The 23721-nt window shown below is 64.7% G+C and carries 23 protein-coding genes; 2 read left to right on the top strand and 21 right to left on the bottom strand.

All coding sequences use genetic code 11. The features are described 5' to 3' along the window. Positions 1–7 precede the first annotated feature (7 nt). The 17 genes from hypE to B0G80_RS04155 form a co-directional block, all read right to left on the bottom strand. Entirely contained in the window at positions 8–1090 is a 1083-nt protein-coding gene (gene hypE / locus B0G80_RS04080) for a hydrogenase expression/formation protein HypE (RefSeq protein ID WP_116117080.1), read from the bottom strand. Further along, on the bottom strand, positions 1087–2340 hold the full coding sequence (hypD, locus tag B0G80_RS04085; RefSeq protein ID WP_116117081.1) for a hydrogenase formation protein HypD: 1254 nt from the start codon (positions 2338–2340) through the stop codon (positions 1087–1089). The genes hypE and hypD overlap by 4 nt, the downstream gene beginning before the upstream one ends. After that, positions 2337–3044: an SIS domain-containing protein gene (locus B0G80_RS04090; RefSeq protein WP_116117082.1), complete on the bottom strand. Its 708-nt coding sequence runs from the start codon at positions 3042–3044 to the stop codon at positions 2337–2339. The genes hypD and B0G80_RS04090 overlap by 4 nt, the downstream gene beginning before the upstream one ends. A gap of 31 nt (positions 3045–3075) precedes the next feature. Further along, the gene (locus tag B0G80_RS04095) at positions 3076–3351 is read right to left on the bottom strand and encodes a HypC/HybG/HupF family hydrogenase formation chaperone (protein ID WP_116117083.1); all 276 of its coding nucleotides are present in this window, start codon (positions 3349–3351) and stop codon (positions 3076–3078) included. Between the two features lie 30 nt (positions 3352–3381). Next, positions 3382–5793: a carbamoyltransferase HypF gene (hypF, locus tag B0G80_RS04100; RefSeq protein ID WP_116117084.1), complete on the bottom strand. Its 2412-nt coding sequence runs from the start codon at positions 5791–5793 to the stop codon at positions 3382–3384. Between the two features lie 24 nt (positions 5794–5817). Further along, positions 5818–5919: a DUF6893 family small protein gene (locus tag B0G80_RS47950; protein ID WP_404935329.1), complete on the bottom strand. Its 102-nt coding sequence runs from the start codon at positions 5917–5919 to the stop codon at positions 5818–5820. Positions 5920–5979: 60 nt separating this feature from the next. Continuing rightward, positions 5980–6531: a hydrogenase maturation protease gene (locus tag B0G80_RS04105; RefSeq protein WP_116117085.1), complete on the bottom strand. Its 552-nt coding sequence runs from the start codon at positions 6529–6531 to the stop codon at positions 5980–5982. After that, the gene (locus B0G80_RS04110) at positions 6528–7940 is read right to left on the bottom strand and encodes a hypothetical protein (RefSeq protein WP_116117086.1); all 1413 of its coding nucleotides are present in this window, start codon (positions 7938–7940) and stop codon (positions 6528–6530) included. Before B0G80_RS04110 ends, B0G80_RS04105 begins: the two co-directional genes overlap by 4 nt. Then, entirely contained in the window at positions 7937–8596 is a 660-nt protein-coding gene (locus tag B0G80_RS04115) for a DUF6084 family protein (protein ID WP_116117087.1), read from the bottom strand. Before B0G80_RS04115 ends, B0G80_RS04110 begins: the two co-directional genes overlap by 4 nt. Further along, positions 8589–9227 carry a DUF5947 family protein gene (locus tag B0G80_RS04120; protein ID WP_116117088.1) on the bottom strand — a complete coding sequence of 213 codons (639 nt, stop codon included), beginning with the start codon at positions 9225–9227 and terminating at the stop codon, positions 8589–8591. The genes B0G80_RS04115 and B0G80_RS04120 overlap by 8 nt, the downstream gene beginning before the upstream one ends. After that, positions 9224–9817 carry a NifU family protein gene (locus B0G80_RS04125; protein WP_166679107.1) on the bottom strand — a complete coding sequence of 198 codons (594 nt, stop codon included), beginning with the start codon at positions 9815–9817 and terminating at the stop codon, positions 9224–9226. Before B0G80_RS04125 ends, B0G80_RS04120 begins: the two co-directional genes overlap by 4 nt. After that, a complete protein-coding gene (locus tag B0G80_RS04130; RefSeq protein WP_116117090.1) occupies positions 9814–11628 on the bottom strand; it encodes a nickel-dependent hydrogenase large subunit in 1815 nt (604 codons plus the stop codon). The genes B0G80_RS04125 and B0G80_RS04130 overlap by 4 nt, the downstream gene beginning before the upstream one ends. Before the next feature lie 53 nt (positions 11629–11681). Then, on the bottom strand, positions 11682–12740 hold the full coding sequence (locus tag B0G80_RS04135; RefSeq protein WP_116117091.1) for a hydrogenase expression protein HypE: 1059 nt from the start codon (positions 12738–12740) through the stop codon (positions 11682–11684). A gap of 335 nt (positions 12741–13075) precedes the next feature. Further along, positions 13076–14131, bottom strand: coding sequence for a HoxN/HupN/NixA family nickel/cobalt transporter (locus B0G80_RS04140; RefSeq protein ID WP_116117092.1), 1056 nt, complete (start codon positions 14129–14131; stop codon positions 13076–13078). A 134-nt stretch (positions 14132–14265) separates the two neighbouring features. Next, positions 14266–14658 (bottom strand): copper resistance protein CopC, encoded by a 393-nt coding sequence (locus B0G80_RS04145; RefSeq protein ID WP_116117093.1) that lies wholly within the window; start codon positions 14656–14658, stop codon positions 14266–14268. 15 nt (positions 14659–14673) lie between these two features. Further along, the gene (locus tag B0G80_RS04150) at positions 14674–15579 is read right to left on the bottom strand and encodes a hypothetical protein (RefSeq protein WP_181919902.1); all 906 of its coding nucleotides are present in this window, start codon (positions 15577–15579) and stop codon (positions 14674–14676) included. Between the two features lie 106 nt (positions 15580–15685). Next, positions 15686–16129, bottom strand: coding sequence for a DUF2946 domain-containing protein (locus tag B0G80_RS04155; protein ID WP_116117094.1), 444 nt, complete (start codon positions 16127–16129; stop codon positions 15686–15688). A 129-nt stretch (positions 16130–16258) separates the two neighbouring features. On the opposite strand from B0G80_RS04155, the gene B0G80_RS04160 reads away from it, so the two are divergent. Continuing rightward, positions 16259–17611, top strand: coding sequence for a TAXI family TRAP transporter solute-binding subunit (locus tag B0G80_RS04160; RefSeq protein ID WP_116117095.1), 1353 nt, complete (start codon positions 16259–16261; stop codon positions 17609–17611). 15 nt (positions 17612–17626) lie between these two features. Here B0G80_RS04160 and B0G80_RS04165 read toward each other — a convergent pair whose 3' ends face one another. After that, complete coding sequence (locus B0G80_RS04165; protein ID WP_116117096.1) at positions 17627–18445, bottom strand: ProQ/FinO family protein; 819 nt, start codon at positions 18443–18445, stop codon at positions 17627–17629. A 201-nt stretch (positions 18446–18646) separates the two neighbouring features. Here B0G80_RS04165 and B0G80_RS04170 point away from each other — a divergent pair, with 201 nt between their 5' ends. After that, positions 18647–19570 carry a LysR family transcriptional regulator gene (locus B0G80_RS04170; protein ID WP_116117097.1) on the top strand — a complete coding sequence of 308 codons (924 nt, stop codon included), beginning with the start codon at positions 18647–18649 and terminating at the stop codon, positions 19568–19570. Here B0G80_RS04170 and B0G80_RS04175 read toward each other — a convergent pair. The 3 genes from B0G80_RS04175 to B0G80_RS04185 form a co-directional block, all read right to left on the bottom strand. Continuing rightward, positions 19567–20943 (bottom strand): MFS transporter, encoded by a 1377-nt coding sequence (locus B0G80_RS04175; protein ID WP_116117098.1) that lies wholly within the window; start codon positions 20941–20943, stop codon positions 19567–19569. The two genes, B0G80_RS04170 and B0G80_RS04175, sit on opposite strands and share 4 nt — an antisense overlap. Before the next feature lie 93 nt (positions 20944–21036). After that, on the bottom strand, positions 21037–22770 hold the full coding sequence (locus tag B0G80_RS04180) for a GMC family oxidoreductase (RefSeq protein ID WP_116117099.1): 1734 nt from the start codon (positions 22768–22770) through the stop codon (positions 21037–21039). Positions 22771–22914: 144 nt separating this feature from the next. After that, positions 22915–23721: an enoyl-CoA hydratase/isomerase family protein gene (locus B0G80_RS04185; protein ID WP_106284350.1), complete on the bottom strand. Its 807-nt coding sequence runs from the start codon at positions 23719–23721 to the stop codon at positions 22915–22917.

Below are 23721 nucleotides of genomic sequence, written 5' to 3' on the forward strand. Positions count from 1 at the left end.
TGACCGCTCAGCAGATGCGCGGCAGTTGCTCGCCCACCAGCATATCGACGATGCGTTGTCCGCCGAACACCGTCTGCATGACGACAAGTCCGCTCGCCTCCGCCTCGCTGCGTTCGACCGTGCCGATCACCGCCGCCTCGCGTCCCTCCGGATGCGCGCGCATGGCCGCCAGCACGCGTTCGGCGGCATCGGCCGGCACGACGGCCACCAGCTTGCCTTCATTGGCGAGATACAGCGGGTCCAGGCCGAGAATCTCGCACGCGCCCTTCACCTGTTCACGCAAGGGCAGCGCGGCTTCATCGAGCCGTATCGTCACGTTCGAACTTTGCGCGAATTCATTGAGCACGGTCGCGACGCCGCCGCGCGTCGCATCGCGCAGACAGTGGATCTGCGGGCACGCGTCGAGCATCGCCGCGATCAGGCCGTTGAGCGGACAGCAGTCGCTTCCCATGTCGGCTTCGAGGGCAAGCTGCTGACGCGCCACCAGAATCGCCGCGCCGTGATCGCCGAGATACCCGTTGACGATCACCACGTCGCCGGGACGCGCGTGGCGCGCCGAGATCGCGACATCGCGGCGCACCACGCCAATTCCCGCGGTGTTGATGAACAGTTTGTCGGCGCAACCGCGCTCCACCACTTTCGTGTCGCCCGTGACGATCGCGACGCCGGCTTCGAGCGCGACACGCTGCATGCTCGCCGCCACGCGGCGCAGAAGATCGACGGAGAATCCCTCTTCGATCACCACCGCGCACGACAAATATAAAGGCGTCGCGCCGCACACCGCCAGGTCGTTCACCGTACCGGACACCGCCAGCGTGCCGATGTCGCCGCCCGGAAAGAACAGCGGATCGACCACATAGCTATCGGTCGTAAAGGCAAGCCGGTCGCCGTGCGCGGCGAGACCGGCGAGCGCGAAGACGGCCTGATCTTCCAGCGCCGCGAGCGTGGGATTGTCGAACGCCGACACGAACACGTCTTCGATCAGATCGCGCATTGCGCGGCCACCGCCGCCGTGCGCGAGATTGACGGATGCGTCCCGCACGCGGCGTGGCGCGCTGGATTTGATCGAGGTGGCAGCGCGGTCATTCATGGGCCGCCTCGCACGGTGGAGGTGGCGAGCATCGCCGCAGCCGCATCGGCCACGCCGCCCGCGCCGAGACACGGCGCTACCTGAGTCGCCAACTCAGCCGCCGCTTGCCGCGCCGCGCGCCGTTCATCGATCCGCGACGTATCGATGCGCCCATAGTTGTAATACGCCGCGCACGCCCCTTCGCTCGAGACCATCAGCGCGCCGAGCGGCGACTCGGGCGTACACGCTGTGCCGAACACCTTGCATTGATGCGGCTTGATCACGCCCTTGAGCACCTCGCCACATTGACAGGCTTTCGGATCGGCGATCTTCAGATTCGGCACCGCGAACTTGCGCTCGGCGTCGAATGCCGCGAATGTCTCGCGCATCCGCACGCCGGAATGATCGATCGAGCCGAGTCCACGCCATTCGAAAAACTCACGCGTCTCAAACACCCGCGCCACGGCCGACAGCGCCTGCGCGTTGCCATCCTCCGGCACGATGCGTCCATACTGGTTCTCGACCTCGCAGCGGCCGTCCGCGATCTGCCTGAGCACCATCCACATCGACTGCAGCACGTCGAGCGGCTCAAAGCCGGCCACCGTGATCGGCTTGCGATAGTGCCGCGCGATGAAGTCATACGGGCGCGTGCCGATCACCATGCTGACATGTCCGGGGCCGAGAAAGCCGTCGAGGTGCAAGTCCGGCGAATCGAGAATCGCCTTGATGGTCGGAATGATGGTGATGTGATTGCAGAACAGCGAGAAATTCGCGACCTTTTGCGCATGCGCCCGCAAGACGGTCATCGCGGTGCTCGGCATGGTCGTCTCGAAGCCAAGGCCGAAGAAGATCACCTCGCGGTGCGGATTGAGTTGCGCGATCTTCAATGCGTCGAGCGGCGAATAGACCATGCGCACGTCGGCGCCGTCGGCTTTCGCCTTGAGCAGGCTTTTCTTCGAACCGGGCACGCGCATCGCGTCGCCGAATGTCGTGAAAATCACTTCCGGACGCTCCGCCAGCGCGACGCAATCGTCGACACGACCCATCGGCAGCACGCACACGGGACAGCCGGGACCGTGAACGAACTCTACGGTGTCGGGCAGCAGTTGCTGGATGCCGTAGCGGAAAATCGTGTGAGTGTGGCCGCCGCACACTTCCATGATTTGCAGCGGCCTTTGCTTCGCGCGCTCGATGCGCGACACCAGCGCGCGGATTTCTTTCGCGAGCGTTTTCGCCTTGTCCGGGTCGCGAAACTCATCGACGTATTTCATGGCGTGCCTCCCGCAGCAACCGTGGCCGAAGCGCCGAGACCGCCGCGATCGTCGGCGAGCAGCGTATGCACGAGATCCCACAGAATGTGATAAATCGCGACATGCGTCTCCTGCACGCGATGAATGCTGTCGCTTCTCACCACGAGGCAATGATCGAGCGCGGCGCTCGTGGCCATGCGTCCGCCGTCGTGACCGGAGAGTCCGATGGTCAGCAGTTCCATCTCTTTCGCCTTCGCGAATGCCGCCAGCAGGTTCTCCGAATTGCCGCTCGTCGACACGCCGATCAGCGCATCGCCGCGCCGTGCCTGCGCCACCAGTTGCCGGACGAAAATATGATTGAAGCCGACGTCGTTGCCGACCGCCGTCAACATGGCCATGTCGGCGACGAGATTGACGGCGGTGAGCGCGGGGCGTCCTGTCGTGACCGGATGAAGAAACTCGACCGCGATATGCGCCGCGTCGCAACTCGAACCGCCATTGCCCATTGCCAAGAGCCGTCCGCCACGGCGATACACATCGGCAATCGCGTGAGCCACGCGCACGACCTCGGGCGCGCTTTCCTCGAAGAAACGCGTTTTCGCGTCCACGCTGTCCTGCGCCTTGCGACGCACCGATTCCAGCAGGGCGGCGTCGAGCCGCTCCGCGTCCTGATGCGCGCCATGCAGGAACGGATACAGCGCTTGCAGCGATTCGTGTTCGGGCATGACCGGTCTCCGTGTGCGGGTGCCGGCGCGCTCACGGCGCGCCGCGCAACTCATCCATCTCGCCTTGCGCGACGCCCAGTTCATGCAGCAGCGCAAGCGTGCGCGCCGCCTCCCGCTCGTCGACGCGGCTCATCGCAAAGCCGACATGCACCAGCACCCATTCGCCGACGCACGCGCTAGCCGGCCGGTCTTCGTCGATCACGAAGGCGATGTTGATCACGCGCCGCACACCGCCGACATTGACGAGCGCGAGATCGTTCGCCGCATCCGTCACTTCGACGATCTGCCCTGGAATGCCCAGACACATGTCGCTCTCCCCTCTACCCCGTGCAAACTATCAACCCTCGTCGCGCGGCCGTGCCGCCGCGATCACCGCCTGCCCGAGCGACAATCCGCCGTCGTTAGCCGGCACCTGGCGATGCGTCAGCACGCGAAAACCCCCTTCGTTGAGGCGCGTGGCGACCTGTTCGAACAGGATGCGGTTCTGGAACACGCCGCCCGATAGCGCGACGCTGCGCGTGTCGGCCGGGCCCGTCAGCAGATCGGCAAGACACTCCACCATGCGCACGATCGCGATCGCCATGCCCTTGTGAAAACGCGCCGCGATCACCGGCACGGGCGTGCAGCGCAGCAGATCGTCGAGCAAGGCTTCCCACATTGGCCGGGGTTCGATGCAGCGCAACCCTCCTGGCATGGTGTTGGTCAGTTCGAACGGATACGCATGCGCGTCGCTGTCGTTGCGCAGTGTGTGCTGATCGACCAGCGCCTCCAGTTCGATCGCGGCCTGACCTTCGTAAAGCACGCGCTCACGGCACACGCCGAGCGTGGCGGCCACCGCGTCGAACAAACGGCCCGCCGAACTCGCGAGCGGGCTGTTCACGCGCTGCGCAATCATCGAATCGAGCGCCGCGCGCGGGCGGCTGCTCAGGAATTGCTGCATCTCCAGACCGCTGTAGTGCCGCGTGAATCCGTACCAGTCGAAAGCCGCCCGCAGATGCGCGTAGGCATTGCGCCACGGCTCGTCGATGGCGCGCGTGCCGCCCGGCATCGCCACCGGTTTGAAGCGGCCGAGCCGCGTATAGCCGCGATAGTCGGCCAGCATGAATTCGCCGCCCCACAGCGTGCCGTCGTCGCCGTAACCGAGACCGTCGAGCGCGACGCCCAGCATCGGCGACGCATCGAAGGGCACGCCGTTTTCGGCCATGCACGCGGCGAGATGGGCGTGATGATGCTGCACTTCGACCACTGGAATCTGCGAGGCTTGCGCGAGCTCGTAGCCAATCTTGCGCGACAGATACTCAGGATGCAGGTCGAGCGCGATTGCCCGCGGCTCATGCTCGAACAGACGCAGATACTGCGCCACCGCGCGGCGATAGTCCGCATACGTCAGCGCGTCTTCCAGATCGCCGATGTGATGCGAGACGATCGCCTGCGCATCTCGCGCAAGGCAGAAGGTGTTCTTGAGTTCGCCGCCCGTCGCCAGCACGGCCGGCGTATCGGCGAAACCTTTAGGCAACAGCAGCGGCGCCGGCGCATAGCCGCGCGCGCGCCGCACGATCCGCGCCGTTCCCCACACCACGCGCGCGACCGAATCGTCGACCCGGCGCGAAATGTCGCGGTCGTGCATCAGGAAGACATCGGCGATACGGCCGAGACGCGCGCGGGCGTCCGCATTATCGATGCACGGCGGCTCGTCGCTGGTGTTGCCGCTCGTCACGACCAGCGCGGAATCGATCGACTCCATCAGCAGCCGATGCAGCGGCGTGGTCGGCAGCATGAAGCCCAATGTGCCGACGCCCGGTGCAACACTCGGCGCGACGCATTCGGCGCCATCGGCTGACAGAATCACGATAGGTCCGCCGGCGCTCGCGAGCAGCGCGCATTCGGCTTGATTCGGTGTGCAATACCGGTGCACGGCTTGCAGATCGCGCGCCATCAGCGCAAAGGGTTTACGCTCGCGCCGTTTCAGCCGCCGCAGACGCGCGACCGCGGTTTCATCGTTCGCGCGGCAGGCCAGTTGAAAACCGCCTAAGCCCTTGATCGCGACGATCGCGCCATGCCGCAGCAACTGGCTTGCCGCGCGGCACGGATCGTCGCCGCGCACGCGCGCGCCATCGCGGCTCTCCAGCCAGACACGCGGGCCGCATGCGGGGCACGCGACCGGTTGCGCGTGAAAGCGCCGGTTGGCGGGATCGTCGTATTCCGCACGGCACGCGTCGCACATGACGAACGCCGCCATGGTCGTATTGGCGCGATCGTACGGAATGGCCTGCACGATCGACAGCCGGGGGCCGCAGTGCGTGCAGTTCGTAAAGGGGTAGCGATAGCGGCGGTTCGCCGGGTCGGCGGTATCCGCCGCGCAGTCGGCGCAGATGACCGCGTCGGGCGTGACGCCGGTTTGCACCGGGCCGCGCACGCTCGGCACGATACGAAAGTCGCTTGCTCCGGCCGCCTCGTTCAACTCATGCCGCTCGATCGCGTCGATCCGCGCGAGCGGCGGACACTCGGCGCTCAGGCTGTCGATGAAACGCTGCAGCATCCACGCGTCGCCCCATGCGTGAATCAGCACGCCGTCGCTGTCGTTGCACACGTCGCCCACCACGCCGCAGGCATGCGCCAGCCGCCACACGGTCGGCCGGAAGCCGACGCCCTGCACCAGCCCGCGCACGCGGATCTCTTCACCCACTGGTCCCGCGACCGCCGGATGCTGCGTCGAACCCGGCCCGGCGGGCTGCGCATGCGTGCTCATCGCCATCTCCCTGACCGACGCCGCCTACATGTTGCGAATTCGGATATAGCGCTTGATGTCCTTCATATTTGCCAACACGCTCACCACCAATGCCGGCAATAAGAGGTACTTGAAAAAACCTTTCATGATGTCTCCCGCTTCAGTTATTCCACGCCGTATGCATGACGTGTCCGCACACCCCGCATATCAGGCCACGCGCGCGGCGCGCTGCGCGAGCCTCGCCGTCACGAGCCGCACCACTACGTCAGCGGCCAGTTCCACCGCAGCCGCCACGGGGCGGCTCAAACTCATTCGCCCTTCTTCGCCTTGTTCGCAACCGAAATCCTGCGGCTCGCAGCCGAGCACGACAATGTCCTCGCAGCAGCCGCCGAGCATGCGCACGGTATGCAATACCTTGGCGGGGTCCATCTCATGCGGCGACATCAGGATCGGCAGCGCGTACGGATCTTCGCTCGCTGCACGGTCCGACTCGTCGATGGACGGCTCGATCACGTACAGCGTGCCCGGCGCGCCGCCGCGCTGCGTGGCGTCGATCAGGATCGCGCTGTCCACGCCGTCGAGCAGCGCGTAACACAGATCGACGCCGCGAATGCCGAAGTCCGCGACGTCCACGTCCGCCGCGAATCCCGGCAAGTCGCCCGCGGCCAACTGCTGCTGCAAACGGCGCACCACTTCGACGCCGAAGCCGTCGTCGCCGAGAAACACGTTGCCGATGCCGGCCACCAGAATCGCGCTCATACGAGCCCCCGCCGTGCGCCGGCGGCCTGGCCGAGCGGCTCGATTTCGTCGGGCCCGAAGAAGAACCGGTGGCCCGGCATGCGCTGCACGCCGAAGTCCTTGCCCGGATCGTCGTCGATGGTCACGGCAACGTGCACGTGGTCGTCGAAATCGCGCTCGATCGATTCGATCGTCGCGACCATGCCGCTCAGCGCGATATCGAAGATGTCCGCGCGGCCGCGCGGGCGCAGACGCACCTGATCGCCGATGCGAATCTCCACGCCCGCGACCCGCACGCAGGCAAGATGCGGTCGCGCATCGAGTTCGGCCCACGGCGAAGCCGGCACGGCGCTCCGTGCCGGAGAAACCGGCGCGTCCACGCTCGCCGCATCGAGCGCGCGCACCTGCCGCAAGGTGCCGTGCAGCTTCTGCATCTGCTCGGCGCCCAGACCTTCGGTGCGCGCGAGCAAGGCGCGAGCGCGCTCGTCGGTGGCGACCATTTCGCGCTTTTCATCGTCGGTCATGGTGAGAATGCGCAGCGTGAGAATCTCGTCGATCTCCGTAGCGTCGAACAGATCGCCTGCGCTTTCGGGCGCGATCTGCGGGAAATCGTAGAGGATGATCGGCGAGGCGAGCATGGTGTCGGGCCGCTGTTCATCGCCGACCAGCACCGGCCACACACCGATATTGCGGCACGCGGCCGAGGCCGCCGCGAGGTCGTCGGGCGGATCGATCGACGAGATCCATGTGCCGCGCTCGATGCTCAGCACGGTATGGCACGAGACCAGTGCATACAGCGACGCGCCATCGCGCGTGAGGTTGCGCGCCTGCTCGAGCGGCGTTTCATTGACGATGCGCACCTTCAGCCGATAGACGCCCGCCGCCACGCTCGCCGCACTGATTTCGACGCGCCCTTGCAGCGCCGCACGCGTGCGGCGCAACGCGCCACGCAGCGTGCCATGCCAGTCCGCCAGCGGTTCGAGTTCATGGCCGGCATCGAATGAAAAGGGAATCTCACATGGGGCGTTCAGCAACTCGCCGAGCACCAGCACGGGCAGCGCGAGATGCCGTTCAGCCGCTTCCTGCCACGGCGCGTAGCGCCGTTCGTCGATATCGAGCCGGGACACCGTGCGCCATGCCGGCTCGCCCGACTCCGGCCGCACCGCGGCGTTCTCCGAGACGCCCAGCACCGTCCGCTCGATCACCTGCAAAAAGCCGGGCTGCACGGCCACGCGCGTGTGCTCGCCGCCGCACAGCAGACACTCGCTTTGCGTCACCCACGGATCGCTGCCGGATGCCTCCGCATAGGCGCGCGGATAAACGCCGCCGAAGGTCCAGCGTTGCCGGTTCTTCACCGAAGTCGGCCGGTACGGATACAGTATGTAGCCTTCGTACAGCACCGCCTGCACCACGCTCTCGACCGCGTTCACGATATGTCCTCCTCGAGCTTGTCGAGCAGACTCGTCACCGCCTGCTCCCAACTCGTCAGACCGCCACGGGTTTTAAAACGGGAGAGGCGATCGAACACGTCACGATGCAGGCATAGCCACGCGCCGTTCGGGTAATAGCGAGCCATCATGTCGCGCCATAACGCCACCGGAAGACGGTACGCCGCCTCCTTGTGCCATGGAATCGGCGCGGCCTGCAATGCGCCGTCGGGCTCGCGATAGAACACGGTGCCGCTGAACTGCAGCATCAGCGGAATCTCGCCCTCTTCCAGACCGTGAAAGTATTTGGTGGCGGCGACATTGAAGTCGTAGCTGCACGGTACGGTCAGATCGAGCGTGCATTCGCCGGTGAACGGTGGCGCGACCGCCGACGCATGCGTCCACAGCATCGTGCGCAACGTATCGCCCCAACGCGGCGGAATACCGAACAGGTCTTCGAGCCCGTACTGCTCGGAGGGTGCGTAGCGACGTTTCGCGGCCTCGATCTGGATCTGGCATTGCAGCATGATGCTGGCGATCTCGAGCTGCGCCGACGGGTCAGCCGCCGTATCGACGATATGCAGCTTGAACATCAGCAGCGGCGCCACCGCAAACGGCACCACTTCCGCCGACTCGACGGTGAATGCGAGATCAGGCATGAAGCAAGCCCTCCGGTACGCGGCCATGAGTCTTCAACGCGGCGAAGAAACGATGGATCGCATCCCAGGCCTGCCGGCCGCCCGAGACGCCGCGCCATCGCGCGCGAATCACGCCGGTCAGCGCATAACATTGGTCGATCGGCACACGGTAATACTCGCGCGCGCCTTCGCTGCGGTTCACGAGCAGCGCTTCGACGTCGGGCTCCAGTTGCGCGAGCCACGGGTTGTCGGCAACGAGCTCGGTCCACGCCTGCAGATCCAGCAGCGACTGCGTGCCGCCCGCTGGTCCGGGATACAGCGCGACGATATGTTGCGCCGAACTGTCGTAAAAGAAGAAAGCCATGTCGATGGGAATCGCCAGCGCGTCCCACTGCGCGTCGCTCATGCGAAAGCCGTCGAGATAACGCGCGTCGCGCGGCACCGGACGATAGCGCGCGTTCTGCTGATTGCCGAACAACAATGCGCAGGCACGGCAGCAGCAATGCAGTTGCCGTTTGGCGATCTCGAACAGATGAGGATGGTCGGCCAGCAGCAGCGCGCCGCACAACTCGCAGTGCGTGTCGTCGGCTTTGCGCACGAAATGGCGCACGGCCGCGACCCAGCCGCGCGTCGTGGCGACGGCGGACGTCATTGCGCGCCGGCCTCGGTCCGGCCGGCTACCCTGGTTTGCGTCTCAGTGCGCGTATTAGGCATGAAACGCAGTTCATGCACGTTGACGTCCTGCAAACCCGCAATGTCGACACGCGTCGCCTCCGGCGCGGCTTCGAAAATCGCAAGCTCGATTTCCTGCCGCAATTCGCCGATCGAATTGTGCTTGCCTTGCAGACGCCCGGCCACTTTCACGCGTACCGCTTCTTCGGCGGCGTCGAGCAATTCGATCTGGATGCCCTGCACGCCGAGCAACGGCCGCATCTTCTCCACCGCTCGCGACACGCGCGTCGGCAGGTCTTGCGGATGCAAACCGTGCAACAGCAGCAGCGCCGATACGCCGGCGTCGCGTTCGAATGCTTCGAGCATGGCGTCGTCCATCGCCCCGACGGACGAAACGATTTCCAGCAGACGCGCGAGCCCGTTCGCATGCAGATCGAGCACCACCTGCAGCAGTTCCTGAGCGCTCTCGCGCGCCGCCGGATCGTCGAGCGTCTCCAGCGCCGCAATCAGTTCCTCGATGCGGCGTTGCTGGGCGGCGACCGGGCTTTGGTCGCTCGTCTGGGTGCTCACGTATGCGCTCCCTGCATCACACCGAAGGTCGGCGAGTGCGAGGTGTCGATGGTCTTGCCGTTGCCCACGTACATATGCACGCCGCAAGGCAGGCATGGATCGAAGCTGCGCACCGCGCGCATGATGTCGATGCCCTTGAACTTCTCGGGGCCGTTCTCTTCGAAGATCGGCGTGTTCTGCACGGCGTCTTCATAAGGTCCGGGCGTGCCGTAGATATCGCGCGGATTGGCGTTCCATGGCGTGGGCGGATACGGATGGTAGTTGGCGATCTTGCCCTCGCGGATCACCAGGTGATGCGAGAGCACGCCGCGCACCGCCTCATGGAAGCCGCAGCCGAGCCCTTCTTCCGGCACCGTGAAGTCGCTGAACGTGCGGGTGCGGCCCGCGTGCAATTCGGCGAGCGCCTGCTCGGCGAAATACAGCGCCGCGGCTGCCGAATAAGCCTGAAAATACGTCCGGGCGCGATCGCGTTCGAGCGCATTGCTCCACTTCGGAATCTTCCATTCGAATTCGACCTCCGGCTTGAGCGCGGTCTTCGGCAAATAGATCTTCACGCTGTGACCGGTCGCCTTGATATAGCCGATATCCACCAGTCCCGCCAACGCCGTGGACCACAGTCGCGCAATCGGACCGCCGCCGGTATCGAGCGCGAGGTGGTCGCCGGTGCGCTTGTCGAGCCAGCGCGGCGACATTACCCACGTATAGTTGCCGTCGAATTTGCGCTTCTGCGGATGCGGCAGCGTGGTCTGATTCCACGGATGCTTGCGGTCCACCGGATTGCCGAGCGGGTCGTTCTTCACGAAGGTTTCTTCGTGATCCCAATCGTCGTAGTAGGAACTGCCGAGCAGAATGCGAATGTTCAGGTTGATGTCGACGAGATCGGTCGTGACCAGTTCTCCGTCCACCACCACGCCCGGCGTGACGAACATGCCGCGACCCCATTGCGTCATGGTGTTGTAGTTGTAGTCGCACACGTTCGGGTCCTGGAACGAGCCCCAGCAGCCGAGCAGAACACGGCGCCGGCCCACTTCTTCATAACCGGGTAATGCCTCGTAGAAGAAGTCGAACAGATCGTCGTGCAGCGGCACGACCTTCTTCATGAACTCCACGTATTTCATCAGGCGCGTGATGTAGTCGGTGAAGAGCTGAATGGTCGGCACGGTGCCCACACCGCCGGGATATAGCGTCGACGGATGCACGTGGCGCCCTTCCATCAGGCAGAACATTTCGCGCGTGTAGCGGCTCACCATCAGCGTCTCGCGGTAGAACTCGCCGGTAAACGGATTGAGCGCGGTCATGATCTCCGCGATGGTTTTATAGCCGTGCTTGTCCGCATGCGGAGCGGGTGTTTTTTGCGCCTTGGCCCACACGCCCGGATTCGTTTCCTTGACCATCGTCTCGCAGAAGTCCACGCCCACCAGGTTGTCCTGGAAGATGTTGTGGTCGAACATGTATTCGGCCGCTTCGCCGAGGTTGACGATCCACTCGGCGATCATCGGCGGCTTCACGCCGTAGGCCATGTTCTGCGCGTAGACCGAGCAGGTCGCGTGATTGTCGCCGCAAATGCCGCAGATCCGGCTCGTAATGAAATGCGCGTCGCGCGGGTCCTTGCCCTTCATGAAAATGCTATAGCCGCGAAAGATCGACGACGTGCTGTAGCATTCCGCCACCCGACGGTTCGCAAAATCGATCTTGGTGTAAATCCCCAGACTGCCGACGATCCGCGTAATCGGATCCCAGTTCATTTCGACCAGCTTGCCCGGCGCTGCCTGGGTGGTGCTGGTCGCTTCAGGTGCGGTGCTGACGGCCATGACCTTCTCCTGCTGACTATGCTGACGACACTGACTGCGCGAAATCCGCCTGCTCAGCGACGGTAACCGGTGGTGAGTTCCGAACGGTTGTGACGCCATTTCGGCTCATCGTTGAGCGTGTTTCTGGTCAGTTTGCGCAAGCTGCGGATCAGCGGGCCATAGCTCCTGATCAGATTCGACGACAGCACCGCGCCGGGCGGCTCGTCCATGAACGGCATGAACTTGTCAGGAAAGCCCGGCATCGTGCAGCCGATGCAGATGCCGCCCACGTTCGGACAGCCGCCTATGCCCGCCATCCAGCCGCGTTTGGGCACGTTGCATTGCACGACCGGTCCCCAGCAACCGAGCTTGACGATGCAATTCGGGCTGCCGTATTCGGTCGCGAAGATCGCCTGCTCGTACGAACCGGCCCGGTCGCACCCGTCGTGCACGGTGCGCGTGAACAACCACTTCGGCCGCAATGCGTCGTCGAGTGGAATCATGGGTGCGAGGCCCGCGAGCTGATACAGCAGATACAGCAGCGTCTCCATGAAGTTATCCGGTTGCACCGGACAGCCCGGCACGTTGACGATCGGCAGGCCTGCTTTCGACTTCCAGTCCCAGCCGAGATAATCGGCGAGGCCCATACAGCCGGTGGGGTTGCCTTGCATCGCGTGAATGCCGCCATACGTCGCGCAGGTTCCCGCGCCGACCACCGCCAGCGCGCGCGGCGCGAGCCGGTCGAGCCATTGCGGAATCGTGATCGGGTCGCCCGTGTCAGGGTCGGTGCCCAGGGCGGCCCAATAGCCCTCGCGATTGATACGCTCATTGGGAATCGAGCCTTCCATCACCAGCACGAAGTTATCCAGTTCGCCACGCGCCGCCTGATGAAACGGCTTGAGAAACTCGTCGCCGTTTTCGTACGCCAGTACGGGATTGTGGAGATGGACCTTCGGCAAGCCGGGAATCGCGCCGAGAATCACGTCCTCGATACTCGGTTGGGTGGCCGCGGTGATGGATACCGAATCGCCGTCGCAGCCGAGGCCCGCGGTAATCCAGATGATGTGCACTTCCTTGAGGGCCGGCGCGTGCTGAGTCTTGCGCCCATAGGGGACGTTGTCTGCTTCCGCCATGATGTGTCTCCACTACGTTCACGTTCTTTTTGGACAAGCAAAGATACGTGGCGAGCGCCGCACGGCAGTCACGTGTCCAGCAATCGATCAGGGGTCATTTCCGCGTGGGGAGCGGTCAAAAAGATCGGATTTGCTGCATGTTTTCGTTTGAATGGTGCTCATCGCAATGAGCCCGAAAAACTTGTTCGAGTATAGTTCAGCGATACGAAATACCCCAATTTTCATAGCTTTTCGTGAAACTTCGCGTGCCGCGATAACCCCATCCGTGCGCCTGTGCAATTCTCTGACGATAGCCCTTAAGGGTTCGGGCCACGCTTATTTTTCATGCGCGGTCATCAGGAACGGATTTCCATTTCGCCGATTCGCTGCCACTTATACACCGCGGCGGACAATAACCAGGCGGCCGCGAAGACGCAAACGATCGCATAGCCGAGCATGCCGACGTGATCGTTAAGAAGCGCCACCATCTGCCAGAATCCGCCATTTAAATGCAGCTTGTCGGCCGCGAGCCCAAGTCCTTCGATGCTGCCGACCAGCAGTGCCACCAGCACCGAAATCGTCGTGATGGTGAGGTTGTAGTAGAGCTTGCGGACCGGCTTCACGAAGGCCCAGCCGTAGGCGCCCAGCATGAGGATGCTGTCGGTGGTGTCGATCAACGTCATGCCCGCCGTAAACAGCATCGGGAACACGAGGATCGACCAGATCGACATGCCTTGCGCGGCGCCCGCCGCGGAAATGCCGAGCAAGCCGACTTCGGTCGCGGTATCGAAACCAAGGCCGAACAGAAAGCCGAGCGGGTACATATGCCAGCTTCGTGTGATCAGACGAAACAGCGGACGGAAGAAGCGCGCGAGAAAGCCGCGATTGGCGAGCAGCATGTCGAGATCTTCGTCGACATACGGCTCGCCGCGGCGCACGCGCCGAAACGCGCGCAGCACGGAACGCAGCACGATGAGGTTCAGCAGCGCGATGGCAAACAGGAAAAACGTCGACACGAGCGTGCCGATCATCGCGCCCGTTTCCCTGAATCCGCCCAGCCGGGTTTGCAGGGCCATCGCGGTGACGGCAATGCCGAGCGTCGCCAGTACGACGATGGTGGAATGGCCGAGCGAGAACATCAGCCCTGCGCTCAGCGGACGCTGGCCGGACTGCATGAGCTTGCGCGTGACGTTGTCGATGGCGGCGATGTGGTCCGCGTCCACGGCGTGCCGCAAGCCGAGCGAATAAGCCAGCAGGCAGGAACCCATCAGCATCGGATAGCCGCGAAACGCCGCGAGGGCCGCAAGCCATGCGGCGAGATTGAAGGTCAATAGCGACGCGTAGAGCCAGGCGATCCGCCGGCGCTGGTGGCCCGGCGCCGCTGTCGGAAACGCCTTCACGGACTCCGTCATGTGTTCTTCTCCTCAGAGCGAAGGCGAAGACGGCTGCTTTGCACAGCCTGGCGCTCAAAGCGTCTTTTCGATAATAGACCTTTTCAGACGCTGCGCCATCGCCCGATGGATGACGCAGCGCATCACCGCTTCAGCTACTTCACATTGAACGCATAGTCGCCATGGGTGCGATGCCCGTCCGACGCCACGGCCACCCAGTGCACCGTGTAGTGACCAGCCGCGAGCGTCGGCAACGGCACGGTGATCAAGGCCCGCTGATGCTCATCGACCGTGGCCTTCTCCGTGTTGACCTGCTTGCCGCTCGCGTCGGTCACGGTTAGCGAACTGAATGCGGCTTCGAGCGGGCCGTCGAACATCACGCGCACCTGCGCGGGTGAGGCCACCGTTGCGCCCGCGCCCGGCTCCTGCTTCTGCGGGAAGACATGCGCGAAAGCCGCGCTTGCCAATGCAAGTCCGGCGAACAACGACGCCAGTTTCGCCACGGTACGTGTGCCACGCAAACGTGGATGTTTCATCGTGTCATTCATCATCACTCTCCTGCGTTACTGAAACAGCGGTTTGCCGATCGTGGTCGGCGCGACATCGTCGAAGAAGATATGCGCCTGCACCAGAATGCCCACATGCGAGCCGCTTGCGCGATTGATCGGGATTTGCGCCTCCACACCGAACTGCCCATAACGGTTGATCCAGATGAAGCCCGGATTGACCGTGCCGGTCGTCTGCCCCTGGCTGCGCGACAACGGAATTTCCACCAGCGGAATCAGATTGGCGAACGGTTGCGGCAGGCCGACATCGCGCACGTGCTGCTGCAAATACGGCAAGCTGTACTGCACGGTGAACCCGTAGTTGAACGCGTTCGGCTGTCCCGCGCCGGTGGTCAGCGCCGGCCCCGCTTCGCCCGTGATCGCGATCGGCCGCAGATACGCGAGCGAATCGGGCAGATCGCCCATGCCCTTGCCGACGTAGACGGTGGGCGAGATGGTCGAGAAGTTATCCGCGATCGCGCGGCTGCCCGTGCCGCCGAGTTCGGCATTCACGCCGATCGAGGTCATGAACTCGCGCGCGTCGTTGACGTACAGCAGGTACTTCAAGCCGACGCCGAAGTTGTCGAAGCCGCTCGCCCGCGGGTTGTTCTGCATCGCATACGTGCCGTCGACGGACACCGCGAGCCGCGACGTAATCAGCTTGTCGTACTCGAAGTCGAAGGTGTTGATGCTCTGGTCGCCGTTCTCGCCAGGCACGCGTTGATGGCCGAACTGGAGGTTGGCTTCGTCGCCGACGCCGGGGTCGTCCACGGCCAGCGTCGCTGGGAAAACCCGGTTGCCCGCAATGGCGTGGGCGCCGGCGAGCGTTGGCGCACACAGCAAGGCGCCCGCAATGGCGGCAATGGTGGCGAGCAGCGCCGCCGAGCGCAGCGGCTGCGCGCGGGGCGTCGAGGGGATAAGCATGATTCATCCTGTTTCATGGGTCGTGACAATGCCAGCGCGCACAGTCGACAGGGACGTGCGGCGGCAGCCGCGATGCAGTCGATGCATCGCGCCGTGGTGACTCGAATCAGGATGCGAACGGAGGGGCGCGGGGTTGAGCGAACGTGAGCGGCTCGACGCGGCGCACGCTTTCGAAGCGGGTCGCGACGGTGTGCTGCAGAGCGCGGACGGCAACGACGAACAGTGCCTCGACGCTCGGCACGGCCGGCATGTGGGCGAGCAGGCTGCAATAACCGCAGGCGTCGCCGTCGGACATGGCGGTGTGGCCGGTGTGTTTGCCGGTGGCCTGATCGGACGTTCTCGAAACGACCGACGACGCGTCCGGCATGTCCTTTCGCATGGAGTCCATCGACCCCATGGACGCCATCGACGGCATATCGCAATGCTCGTCCGACATGGCGCCTTCATCGGCGCGAGCGGCGAGCGTGTGCGAGATCGTCGGCGCGAGCGTGGCCATCAGGATCGCGAACAATCCCAGCCAACTGCCGATCTTCCGATAGAAACGACTCACGATGCGCCCGGCGACACAATGGGGAAGCTGTCGCGGATTATGCCACGGTCAATAGAGCAAACTGCCGACGGCAAAGCCGCCACGGACAGTGGACAATGCGATCATCCCGGCTCCCGGCATGGAGTGTCCATGAAAGCGCAGCGCCCGCGTCCCCCGCACTTTTCCGGCGAAGAACCGCATGCCGAGTGGCGCGACCATACCCTGCTCTATGCCGTCGTGGCGGCGGCCATCATTTTGACAGTGACGCTGGTTGTCTGGCTGATCGATCCGGCGCCGCCCAAGACGATCACCTTGAGCGCCGGCCCGCGCGACAGCTCGTTTTTCATCGCCGCCGAGCAGTACCGGAAAATTCTCGCCCGCAACGGCATCAAGCTGAACGTGCTGGAGTCCGACGGCTCCGTGCAGAATCTGCAACGGCTGCTGGACCCGAAGCAGCACGTCGACGTCGCGCTCGTGCAAGGCGGCGTGGCCGACGGGCTCGACACCTCGTCGCTGATGTCGCTCGGCAGCGTTTTTTATATTCCGGTGGTGGTGTTCTATCGCGGCACGGGCTTGAGCCAGCTTTCTGAACTGGAAGGCAAGCGCATCGCGGTGGGTCGCGAAGGCAGCGGCACGCGCCTGCTCGCGCTGAAACTGCTGGAAGCGAACGGCATCGAGCCGGGCGGCGACACCACGCTGGTGCCGAGCGACGGCCTGCAGGCCGCCACCCAACTGGTGGCCGGCAATGTGGACGCGGCGATCCTGAACGGCGATTCGGCCACGCGCGGCCTGATGCTGCGCCTGCTCAAGGTGCCCGGCGTGTCGGTGATGAACTTCGACGAAGCGGGCGCCTATACTCGTCTTTTTCCCTATCTGGACCAGATCGACCTGCCGGCCGGCGTGCTGGATCTGAAGCGCCGGATTCCGCCGGAAACGGTGCATCTAATCAGCCCGACCGGCGAATTGGTGGCTCGCACCACGCTGCATCCGGCCATTTCCGATCTGCTGATCGAAGCGGCGCAGGAAGTGCACGGCATGCCGGGACTGTTGCAGCGGGCGGGAGAATTTCCGAGTCCGGTCGCGCGTGAATATCAGATCAGCGAGGGCGCGCAGCGCTACTACAAGACCGGCAAGAGCTTTCTATACCGCACGCTGCCGTTCTGGCTGGCGAGCGTTGGCGACCGTACGCTGGTTCTGCTGCTGCCGATGGCCGTGCTGCTGTTCCCGGCCATGCGCCTGATTCCGGCGCTGTATCGCTGGCGGGTGCGCTCGCGCATCTATCGCTACTATGGTTCGCTGATTGCGATCGAACGCGGCGCGCTCATCGGTTCGACCGACGAGGAGCGCAAGCGGCTCTTCGCGGAACTGGATCAGATCGAGGATTCGTTGAATCGGCTGCGCATGCCGCTTGCTTACGCCGACGCGTTCTATGTACTGCGCGAACACGTCGGCTTCGTGCGCAGCCGGCTGGCGGCTGCGTCGCGGCAAGGCAGCCACCCCTAGGCGGGGTGGCGGGTTTTACGCTTCGCGGGCGGCCGGCGAGTCGGACGGCTCGGCGGCCGCTTCGTGGGCGACCGGCGTAGCCGTCGAATCGGCCTGCGGCTTGCCTGCTTCGGCGGCTTGCGAGTCCGCAGCGGCTTCGGCCGGCGCAATGGCTGTGTCGGCTGGCGCATTCGGCGTTTCGGCAGCGGCTTGAGCGCCCGCTTCCGTGCCTGCCTCGCCGGCCGCATTTGCATTCGCCGAGCCGGCTGCCGCCTTCGCCGCGCTCCTGCCCGCGCGATGCGCCTGCAGACGCTGCGCACCGGCGGCTTCCTGCGCCGTGACCTTGCCCGCCTCGGCGCCCGTCAGATCGACGCGCGCCGCGCCTTCCACGAGACATTTCCAATAGCGGCTGCCACGGCACCAGGTCTTGATGGCGTCGCGCAATTCGGCTTGGCTCAGCGACAGTTCCTTGGCGTGCACCACGAGGTCTTCGAAAATACCGACCTTGAGCGGCAGCTTGGGCGCCGGATTCTTGGGGAAAGCAATGGGGAAGCGTTTCTGCAGCCGCCCGATCGATTTCACCACCGGGTCCACCGGCTTCGCCTCCACCGCCGGTTTGGCGTCGGATGCGGCTGCGGGCGCGGCACGGCGCGGCGGCGCGGGCTTGCGGGCAGGCCTCGCGCCCGGCTTGGCGGCGTCCTTTGCAGCGGGCTTGGAAGCGGGCTTAGAAGCGTCCTTGGCCGGCTTGGATGCGTCCTTCGAAGCAGGCCTGGCGCCGGACTTCGCGGCAGGCGCAGCCTCGCGGCGAGCCGCGGCCAATTGCTTCTTCAGTTCAGCGAGTTGTTCGAAACCCATAGCGCACAGTCGATCGAGAAAGACGAGATTGTAGCAGTGTAAGGAAACAGGTTCGTGACGACGCGCACGCCGCGCCGCGCGGGCTTCCCCGCGGGCTTGCAAGCAGGCGCGGCGCGGCACGGTTAAACTCGGAGCTTCCGGTCCTTCCCGCCCTGTTTCCCCGCGTTTTTTACATCGATTTCCGACCCGCTCCCGCGTTTCATGGACCTCAAGCAAATCCAGTATTTCATCACGTTGTTCGAAGACGGCTCCGTCACGCGCGCGGCGAAGCGGCTCAATATCGTCCAGCCCGCGCTCAGCATGCAGATTTCGAAGCTCGAAACCGAATTGCGCCAGAAACTGTTCGAACGCGGCCCGCACGGCATGACGCCGACCGACGCGGCGCGCCAGATGTACCGCCTGTACACGCCGATCATGCGCGATATCGAGCGGGCGCGCGACCAGTTGAGCCGCCAGGACGCGATCGTGACTGGGCGGGTGTCGCTCGGCATGGTGTCGTCCGAGGCGGAAAGCGTGCTGCCGGAGTCGCTCGCCAGGTTCAACGCGATGTTCCCGCAAGTCGAAGTGTCGGTCGCCGACGGGTTCAGCGCGCAGTTGATCGACGCGGTCGAAGCGGGCCGGCTGGATGCAGCCATCATCAACAAGCCGCGCGGGCGCCTCACGCTCGACGTGGTGCCGCTGGTCGACGAGGAAATGGTGCTGGTGACGAGCGCCGCGCTCGGCCCCGACCTGCCGCCGGCCGTCGATCTCGCGCAGCTGGCCGGCATCGAGCTGGTGCTGCCGACCCGCCGCAACGGCCTGCGCGGCGTACTGGACGCGGCGCTGCTGGCCGAAGACGTGGTCATCAAGCCGAAGTTCGAGATCGACCTGCTGAACACCATCGTGCAGTTCGTCGAACAGAGCAGCGTCGCGACAATCCTGCCGCGCGTAGTGGTTCAGCGCAAAGTCGACGAGGGGGTGCTGTGCGCGCGCACCATCACGTCACCGCCAATCGTGCGGCACATCATCCGCGTGAGCCATCCGAAACGGCCGATCGGGCCCGCGGCGCACGCGCTGATCGAGATCATCGGCGAAGAGATCCGGCGCGTGACGACGGGCGCGCCCGTCGACCCCTCCGCGAGCTAAACCGGCTCGCGCGCCGCGGCCTGTTCGAGCCGCCCGCGCGTTTCCGGCACGACGAACGCGCCGATCAGGAAAATCACGCTGATCGCCCCGACGAAGATCGCCAGCGTCATCGGCAACTCGCTCGCGTCTTTCGCCACCAGCGAGACGGCGGTCGGCATCATCCCGCCAATGGCAAAGCCGATGTTCCATGAAAGCCCGGTGCCGGTCGCGCGAATCGCGGTCGGGAACCGTTCGTTCAGGAAGATCAGGATCGGCGCATAGCCCGCGCTGCCGAGCGCGCTGAGAATCACCGCATACACGCCGATCATGGTGACGCTTTGCGCCGTGGGCAGCAGCAGGAATAGTGCGGGCAACGCGAAGAGCCGGATCAGGCCGAGCCAGATGAAAGTGGACTTGCGGCCGATGAAGGTGCTCAGATGCCCCGCCGCCACCGACGCGATCACCACCGCCACGCTGCAGATCAGCAGGATCGCCGCCGCGGCGCCGTTCGGCGCGTGGCTGACTACCTTAAGGAAGGTGGGCAGATAGCCCGAGGTCAGGTAATAGCCGCTGCCGCCGCCGATAGTCAGCAACAGGTTCACGAACAGAATCGACCGATAGTCGCGGGAAAATAGCGTGCGCACGGGCGAGCGCACGATTTCGACCGGCGCGTCGTGCTTCTGTGCCGCGGCCTTGGCGGCCTTTTCGGCGGCGAGCTTTTTCCACAGCGGCGACTCTTCGAGACTGCTGAAAACGAACAGTCCGAGCACCGAACTGATGATGCCGGTGAAAAACATGCAGCGCCAGCCCCACACCTCGAACGCCGCGCCGGGGAAAAGCGCCGACATCGCCAGATACGTGAGCGAGGCGAGCAACGCGCCGAGCCCCGCTCCGCCGCCGCCGATCAGCCCCGACACCGCGCCGCGGTATTTCGGCGCGACCGATTCGGTGCCGATGGTATGCGTCGACGCCACCACGCCGCCCACGAACACGCCCTGCACGAGCCGCAGCACGAGGAACAGGATCGGCGCGACGAGACCCACCTGCGCGACGGTCGGCAGCATGCCGAACGCGGCCGTGGAAAGCCCCACGCCGACCACGGCGATGATCATCGCGCCCTTGCGTCCGTGGCGGTCCGCGTAGGAGCCGAACCATGCCGAGCCGAGCGGGCGCATCAGCAATGTCACGGCAAACGACGCATACACGGCCGCGAGCGAGAGCATCGCGTGCTCGGACGGAAAGAACAGCCGCCCGACCACCGGTGCGACGAACAGCAATACGAACAGATCGAACAGATCCAGTGCCCAGCCGAGGCACGAGGCCATTACCGCACCCATCACTTGCCGCTGGTCAACCGCGGGCAAGGCGGCGCCATTTTGCGCTGCTACAGACATCGTCATCTCCTTGACTATCAGCGGGCCGTCTCTCGATCGTCCCCGTTTGTAGGCACGTTCTCTTGCGCGTGCTCTTGGTGGTGTTAAGAAACCTTATGGCGAGGCCGCGGTGAGCGGCGCCGTCTTCGATCCAGCATTGGCCTCGCGCCGCGCGAGCATCGCGTCGGCAATCTTTTCGGCCATCATGATGGTCGGGATATTCGTATTCGCCGAGGGCAGGCGCGGCATCAGCGAGGCGTCGACGACCCGCAGGCCGTGCGCGCCGTGCACGCGGCCCGAAGTGTCGGTTACCGCCGTGGCGTCGTGCGCGTCGCCCATCCGGCAAGTACCGCTCGCGTGCCAGACGCCGAACACATTCGCGCGGATAAAGTCTTCGAGCGCGCCCGGCTCGGCCAGCAGCGCGGACATGCGCTGGCCTCGCGTGAAGAAACGCTCGATCAGCAGACGCCGCAAGGGCGCGGGCGTATCGAGCACCATGCCGAGCAGCGAAGTCAGCGCGGCATTGCCCTTGCCGACGCGGCTCAGCGCTTTCACACGCGGTGAAAACGCGGCCGGAAAAAAGTCGCGCGGGTTGTCGCCGAGACCCGACGCCTCGACAATCTTCGTGAGTATCCGCACGCCGTGGACGAGGCGCGCGAGATCGCGCGGATCGTCGAGCAGATTCAGATCGACGCGCGGCGCCGCCGCTGGATCGGCGGACACGAGCTGCACACGGCCGCGCGAATAAGGCCGGTTGCACCAGAGGAAAAACAAGCCGAGCCGGTTGCCGAGCGCATGCCAGGCGGCGCGCGTCGCACTCGACAGATACAGATCGGACTCGTCGCAGCCCGCTATGCCCGAGGTAAAACGCGCGGCCGTCATGCTCGCGCGACGGCGCGAGAGCGGCATGCGAAAACGCCGCTCGAGAAAATGACAGAACGTGAGCGACGGATGATCCTGGAGATTGCGTCCCACGCCCGGCAGATCGACTCTGCACTCGATCCCGAGCGCGTCCAGTTCCGCCTTCGCGCCGATGCCGGCGCGCAGCAGCAACGCGGGAGATTGCAACGCGCCCGCGCTCACTATGACTTCGTTGGCGTCGAAACGGATGCGCGCGCCGCTGCGCTCTACCGCGACCACGCCGCGCGCGACACGCCCTTCCATGAGGATCGACTCGACGCGCAAGTCCGCATAGATGCGCAGATTGCGGCGTTGACGCGTCGCTTCGTCCAGATAGGCCGTTGCGGTCGATACGCGCCGGTCGTCGAGATTCGAAAACGCGCCGGGAAAATAACCGTCGCCGAACTCGGCGTTCTGATCCTGCAAGGCCGCGAAACCATTTTTCCGCATGCCGTCGGCGAAGGCATCGCAGAACGCCGGCCAGTACGCCGGCAGAATGCGGCGGATCGGCACCGGACCGTCGCCGCCATGCAACTCACCGGCTGGAAAATCTACATCGCGCTCGAGCTTGCGGAAATACGGCAGCACGTCCTGCCATGCCCAGCCGCTCGCACCGTTGGCGGCCCAGTCGTCGTAGTCGCGCGGCAGGCCGCGATTGGCTGACTGCACGTTGATGCTCGACCCGCCGCCCATCACCCGACCCTGCTCGTAGACGCGAGGTGCGGCGGTGCGTGTGGCGCTTGCCTTCAGTTCCGGCCAGATGTATTTGTCGCCGCAGAAAACCGGCATCGGATAGCTGTCGAGAATCGCCGCGGGCACCTTGCCGGGCGGCGTATCCGCGCCTGCTTCGATCAGCGCGACGCGCAGCGACGCGACTGCCGACAGACGATGCGCGAGCACGCACCCTGCCGATCCGCCGCCGACGATCACGTAATCGAAGCGTTCCATCCACCTGTCTCCTGTGTCGACCGGAGTTAGCGCTTTAGCGCTTACTCCGGTCCCATGCAAAGCTGTCGACCGGGGTTAGCGCTTTAGCGCTAACTCCAATCCCATGCAAGCCGTCTTCCCCTTCACCGCTGCCCAGCGTTCGCCTCAACTGCCGCGAAACACCGGCTTGCGCTTACCGTGAAACGCCTCCACGCCTTCGCGGAAATCGTCCGAGGCGCGCAACCGGCTATAGCAGTGACCTTCGAGTTCGATCGCGATCGACAGCGGTGCGTCCTCGGTATCGTTGAGCAGCTTCTTCGCGGTGCGTTGCGCGAGCGGTGAGAACGCGCGCAGTTCATCCACCAGCGCGTCGGTCGTCGCCTCGAGTTCCGAGTCGGCCACGCATTCGACTGCGATGCCCCACTCGTAAGCCTGCTTGCCCGGAATGCGGCGCGAGCGCATCACAATGTCCTTGGTCCGGCCGATGCCCACCATCTGCTGCAACCGCGCCGAGCCGCCCGAGCCCGGAATCTGCCCGAGTTTCTGTTCCGGCAGCGCGTAGAAACTGGTGTCGGTAGCAATGCGGAAATCGCACGCGAGCGATAGTTCGAAACCCACGCCGAAACAGAAGCCGCGATTGGCCGCGATCACCGGCTTCGAACAACGCGCAGGCGCCGCGATATTCCAGGCGAGCTTCGACACGGTTTCCGGCGATGCTTCCAGAAAGCCCTTGATGTCGCCGCCACTCGAAAAGTGTTCTCCTTTGGCGCGCACCACGATCACGCGCACACGCGGGTCGTCGTCGAGTGCCTCGAAGGCGGCGCGCAACTGATCGCGCGCATGCATCGAAATCACGTTGAACGGCGGCCGGTGCAGGACGATGTCGGCACGCTCGCGCTCTGCGTCGATCTCGATGGAAAAGCCGTCGAGATCCTGCAACAGGCTCTGGCCGCGGTGAGTCAATTCGGTCAT

Source organism: Paraburkholderia sp. BL6669N2, from assembly GCF_003387275.1.
Taxonomy (GTDB): Bacteria; Pseudomonadota; Gammaproteobacteria; order Burkholderiales; family Burkholderiaceae; genus Paraburkholderia.

Excerpts from the sequence above, each read along its gene's own strand:
- hypE (WP_116117080.1), bottom strand. The coding sequence starts at position 1,090 with ATGAATGACCGCGCTGCCACCTCGATCAAATCCAGCGCGCCACGCCGC.
- hypD (WP_116117081.1), bottom strand. The coding sequence starts at position 2,340 with ATGAAATACGTCGATGAGTTTCGCGACCCGGACAAGGCGAAAACGCTC.
- B0G80_RS04090 (WP_116117082.1), bottom strand. The coding sequence starts at position 3,044 with ATGCCCGAACACGAATCGCTGCAAGCGCTGTATCCGTTCCTGCATGGC.
- B0G80_RS04095 (WP_116117083.1), bottom strand. The coding sequence starts at position 3,351 with ATGTGTCTGGGCATTCCAGGGCAGATCGTCGAAGTGACGGATGCGGCG.
- hypF (WP_116117084.1), bottom strand. The coding sequence starts at position 5,793 with ATGAGCACGCATGCGCAGCCCGCCGGGCCGGGTTCGACGCAGCATCCG.
- B0G80_RS47950 (WP_404935329.1), bottom strand. The coding sequence starts at position 5,919 with ATGAAAGGTTTTTTCAAGTACCTCTTATTGCCGGCATTGGTGGTGAGC.
- B0G80_RS04105 (WP_116117085.1), bottom strand. The coding sequence starts at position 6,531 with ATGAGCGCGATTCTGGTGGCCGGCATCGGCAACGTGTTTCTCGGCGAC.
- B0G80_RS04115 (WP_116117087.1), bottom strand. The coding sequence starts at position 8,596 with ATGCCTGATCTCGCATTCACCGTCGAGTCGGCGGAAGTGGTGCCGTTT.
- B0G80_RS04120 (WP_116117088.1), bottom strand. The coding sequence starts at position 9,227 with ATGACGTCCGCCGTCGCCACGACGCGCGGCTGGGTCGCGGCCGTGCGC.
- B0G80_RS04130 (WP_116117090.1), bottom strand. The coding sequence starts at position 11,628 with ATGGCCGTCAGCACCGCACCTGAAGCGACCAGCACCACCCAGGCAGCG.
- B0G80_RS04135 (WP_116117091.1), bottom strand. The coding sequence starts at position 12,740 with ATGGCGGAAGCAGACAACGTCCCCTATGGGCGCAAGACTCAGCACGCG.
- B0G80_RS04140 (WP_116117092.1), bottom strand. The coding sequence starts at position 14,131 with ATGACGGAGTCCGTGAAGGCGTTTCCGACAGCGGCGCCGGGCCACCAG.
- B0G80_RS04145 (WP_116117093.1), bottom strand. The coding sequence starts at position 14,658 with ATGAATGACACGATGAAACATCCACGTTTGCGTGGCACACGTACCGTG.
- B0G80_RS04150 (WP_181919902.1), bottom strand. The coding sequence starts at position 15,579 with ATGCTTATCCCCTCGACGCCCCGCGCGCAGCCGCTGCGCTCGGCGGCG.
- B0G80_RS04160 (WP_116117095.1), top strand. The coding sequence starts at position 16,259 with ATGAAAGCGCAGCGCCCGCGTCCCCCGCACTTTTCCGGCGAAGAACCG.
- B0G80_RS04165 (WP_116117096.1), bottom strand. The coding sequence starts at position 18,445 with ATGGGTTTCGAACAACTCGCTGAACTGAAGAAGCAATTGGCCGCGGCT.
- B0G80_RS04170 (WP_116117097.1), top strand. The coding sequence starts at position 18,647 with ATGGACCTCAAGCAAATCCAGTATTTCATCACGTTGTTCGAAGACGGC.
- B0G80_RS04175 (WP_116117098.1), bottom strand. The coding sequence starts at position 20,943 with ATGTCTGTAGCAGCGCAAAATGGCGCCGCCTTGCCCGCGGTTGACCAG.
- B0G80_RS04180 (WP_116117099.1), bottom strand. The coding sequence starts at position 22,770 with ATGGAACGCTTCGATTACGTGATCGTCGGCGGCGGATCGGCAGGGTGC.
- B0G80_RS04185 (WP_106284350.1), bottom strand. The coding sequence starts at position 23,721 with ATGACCGAATTGACTCACCGCGGCCAGAGCCTGTTGCAGGATCTCGAC.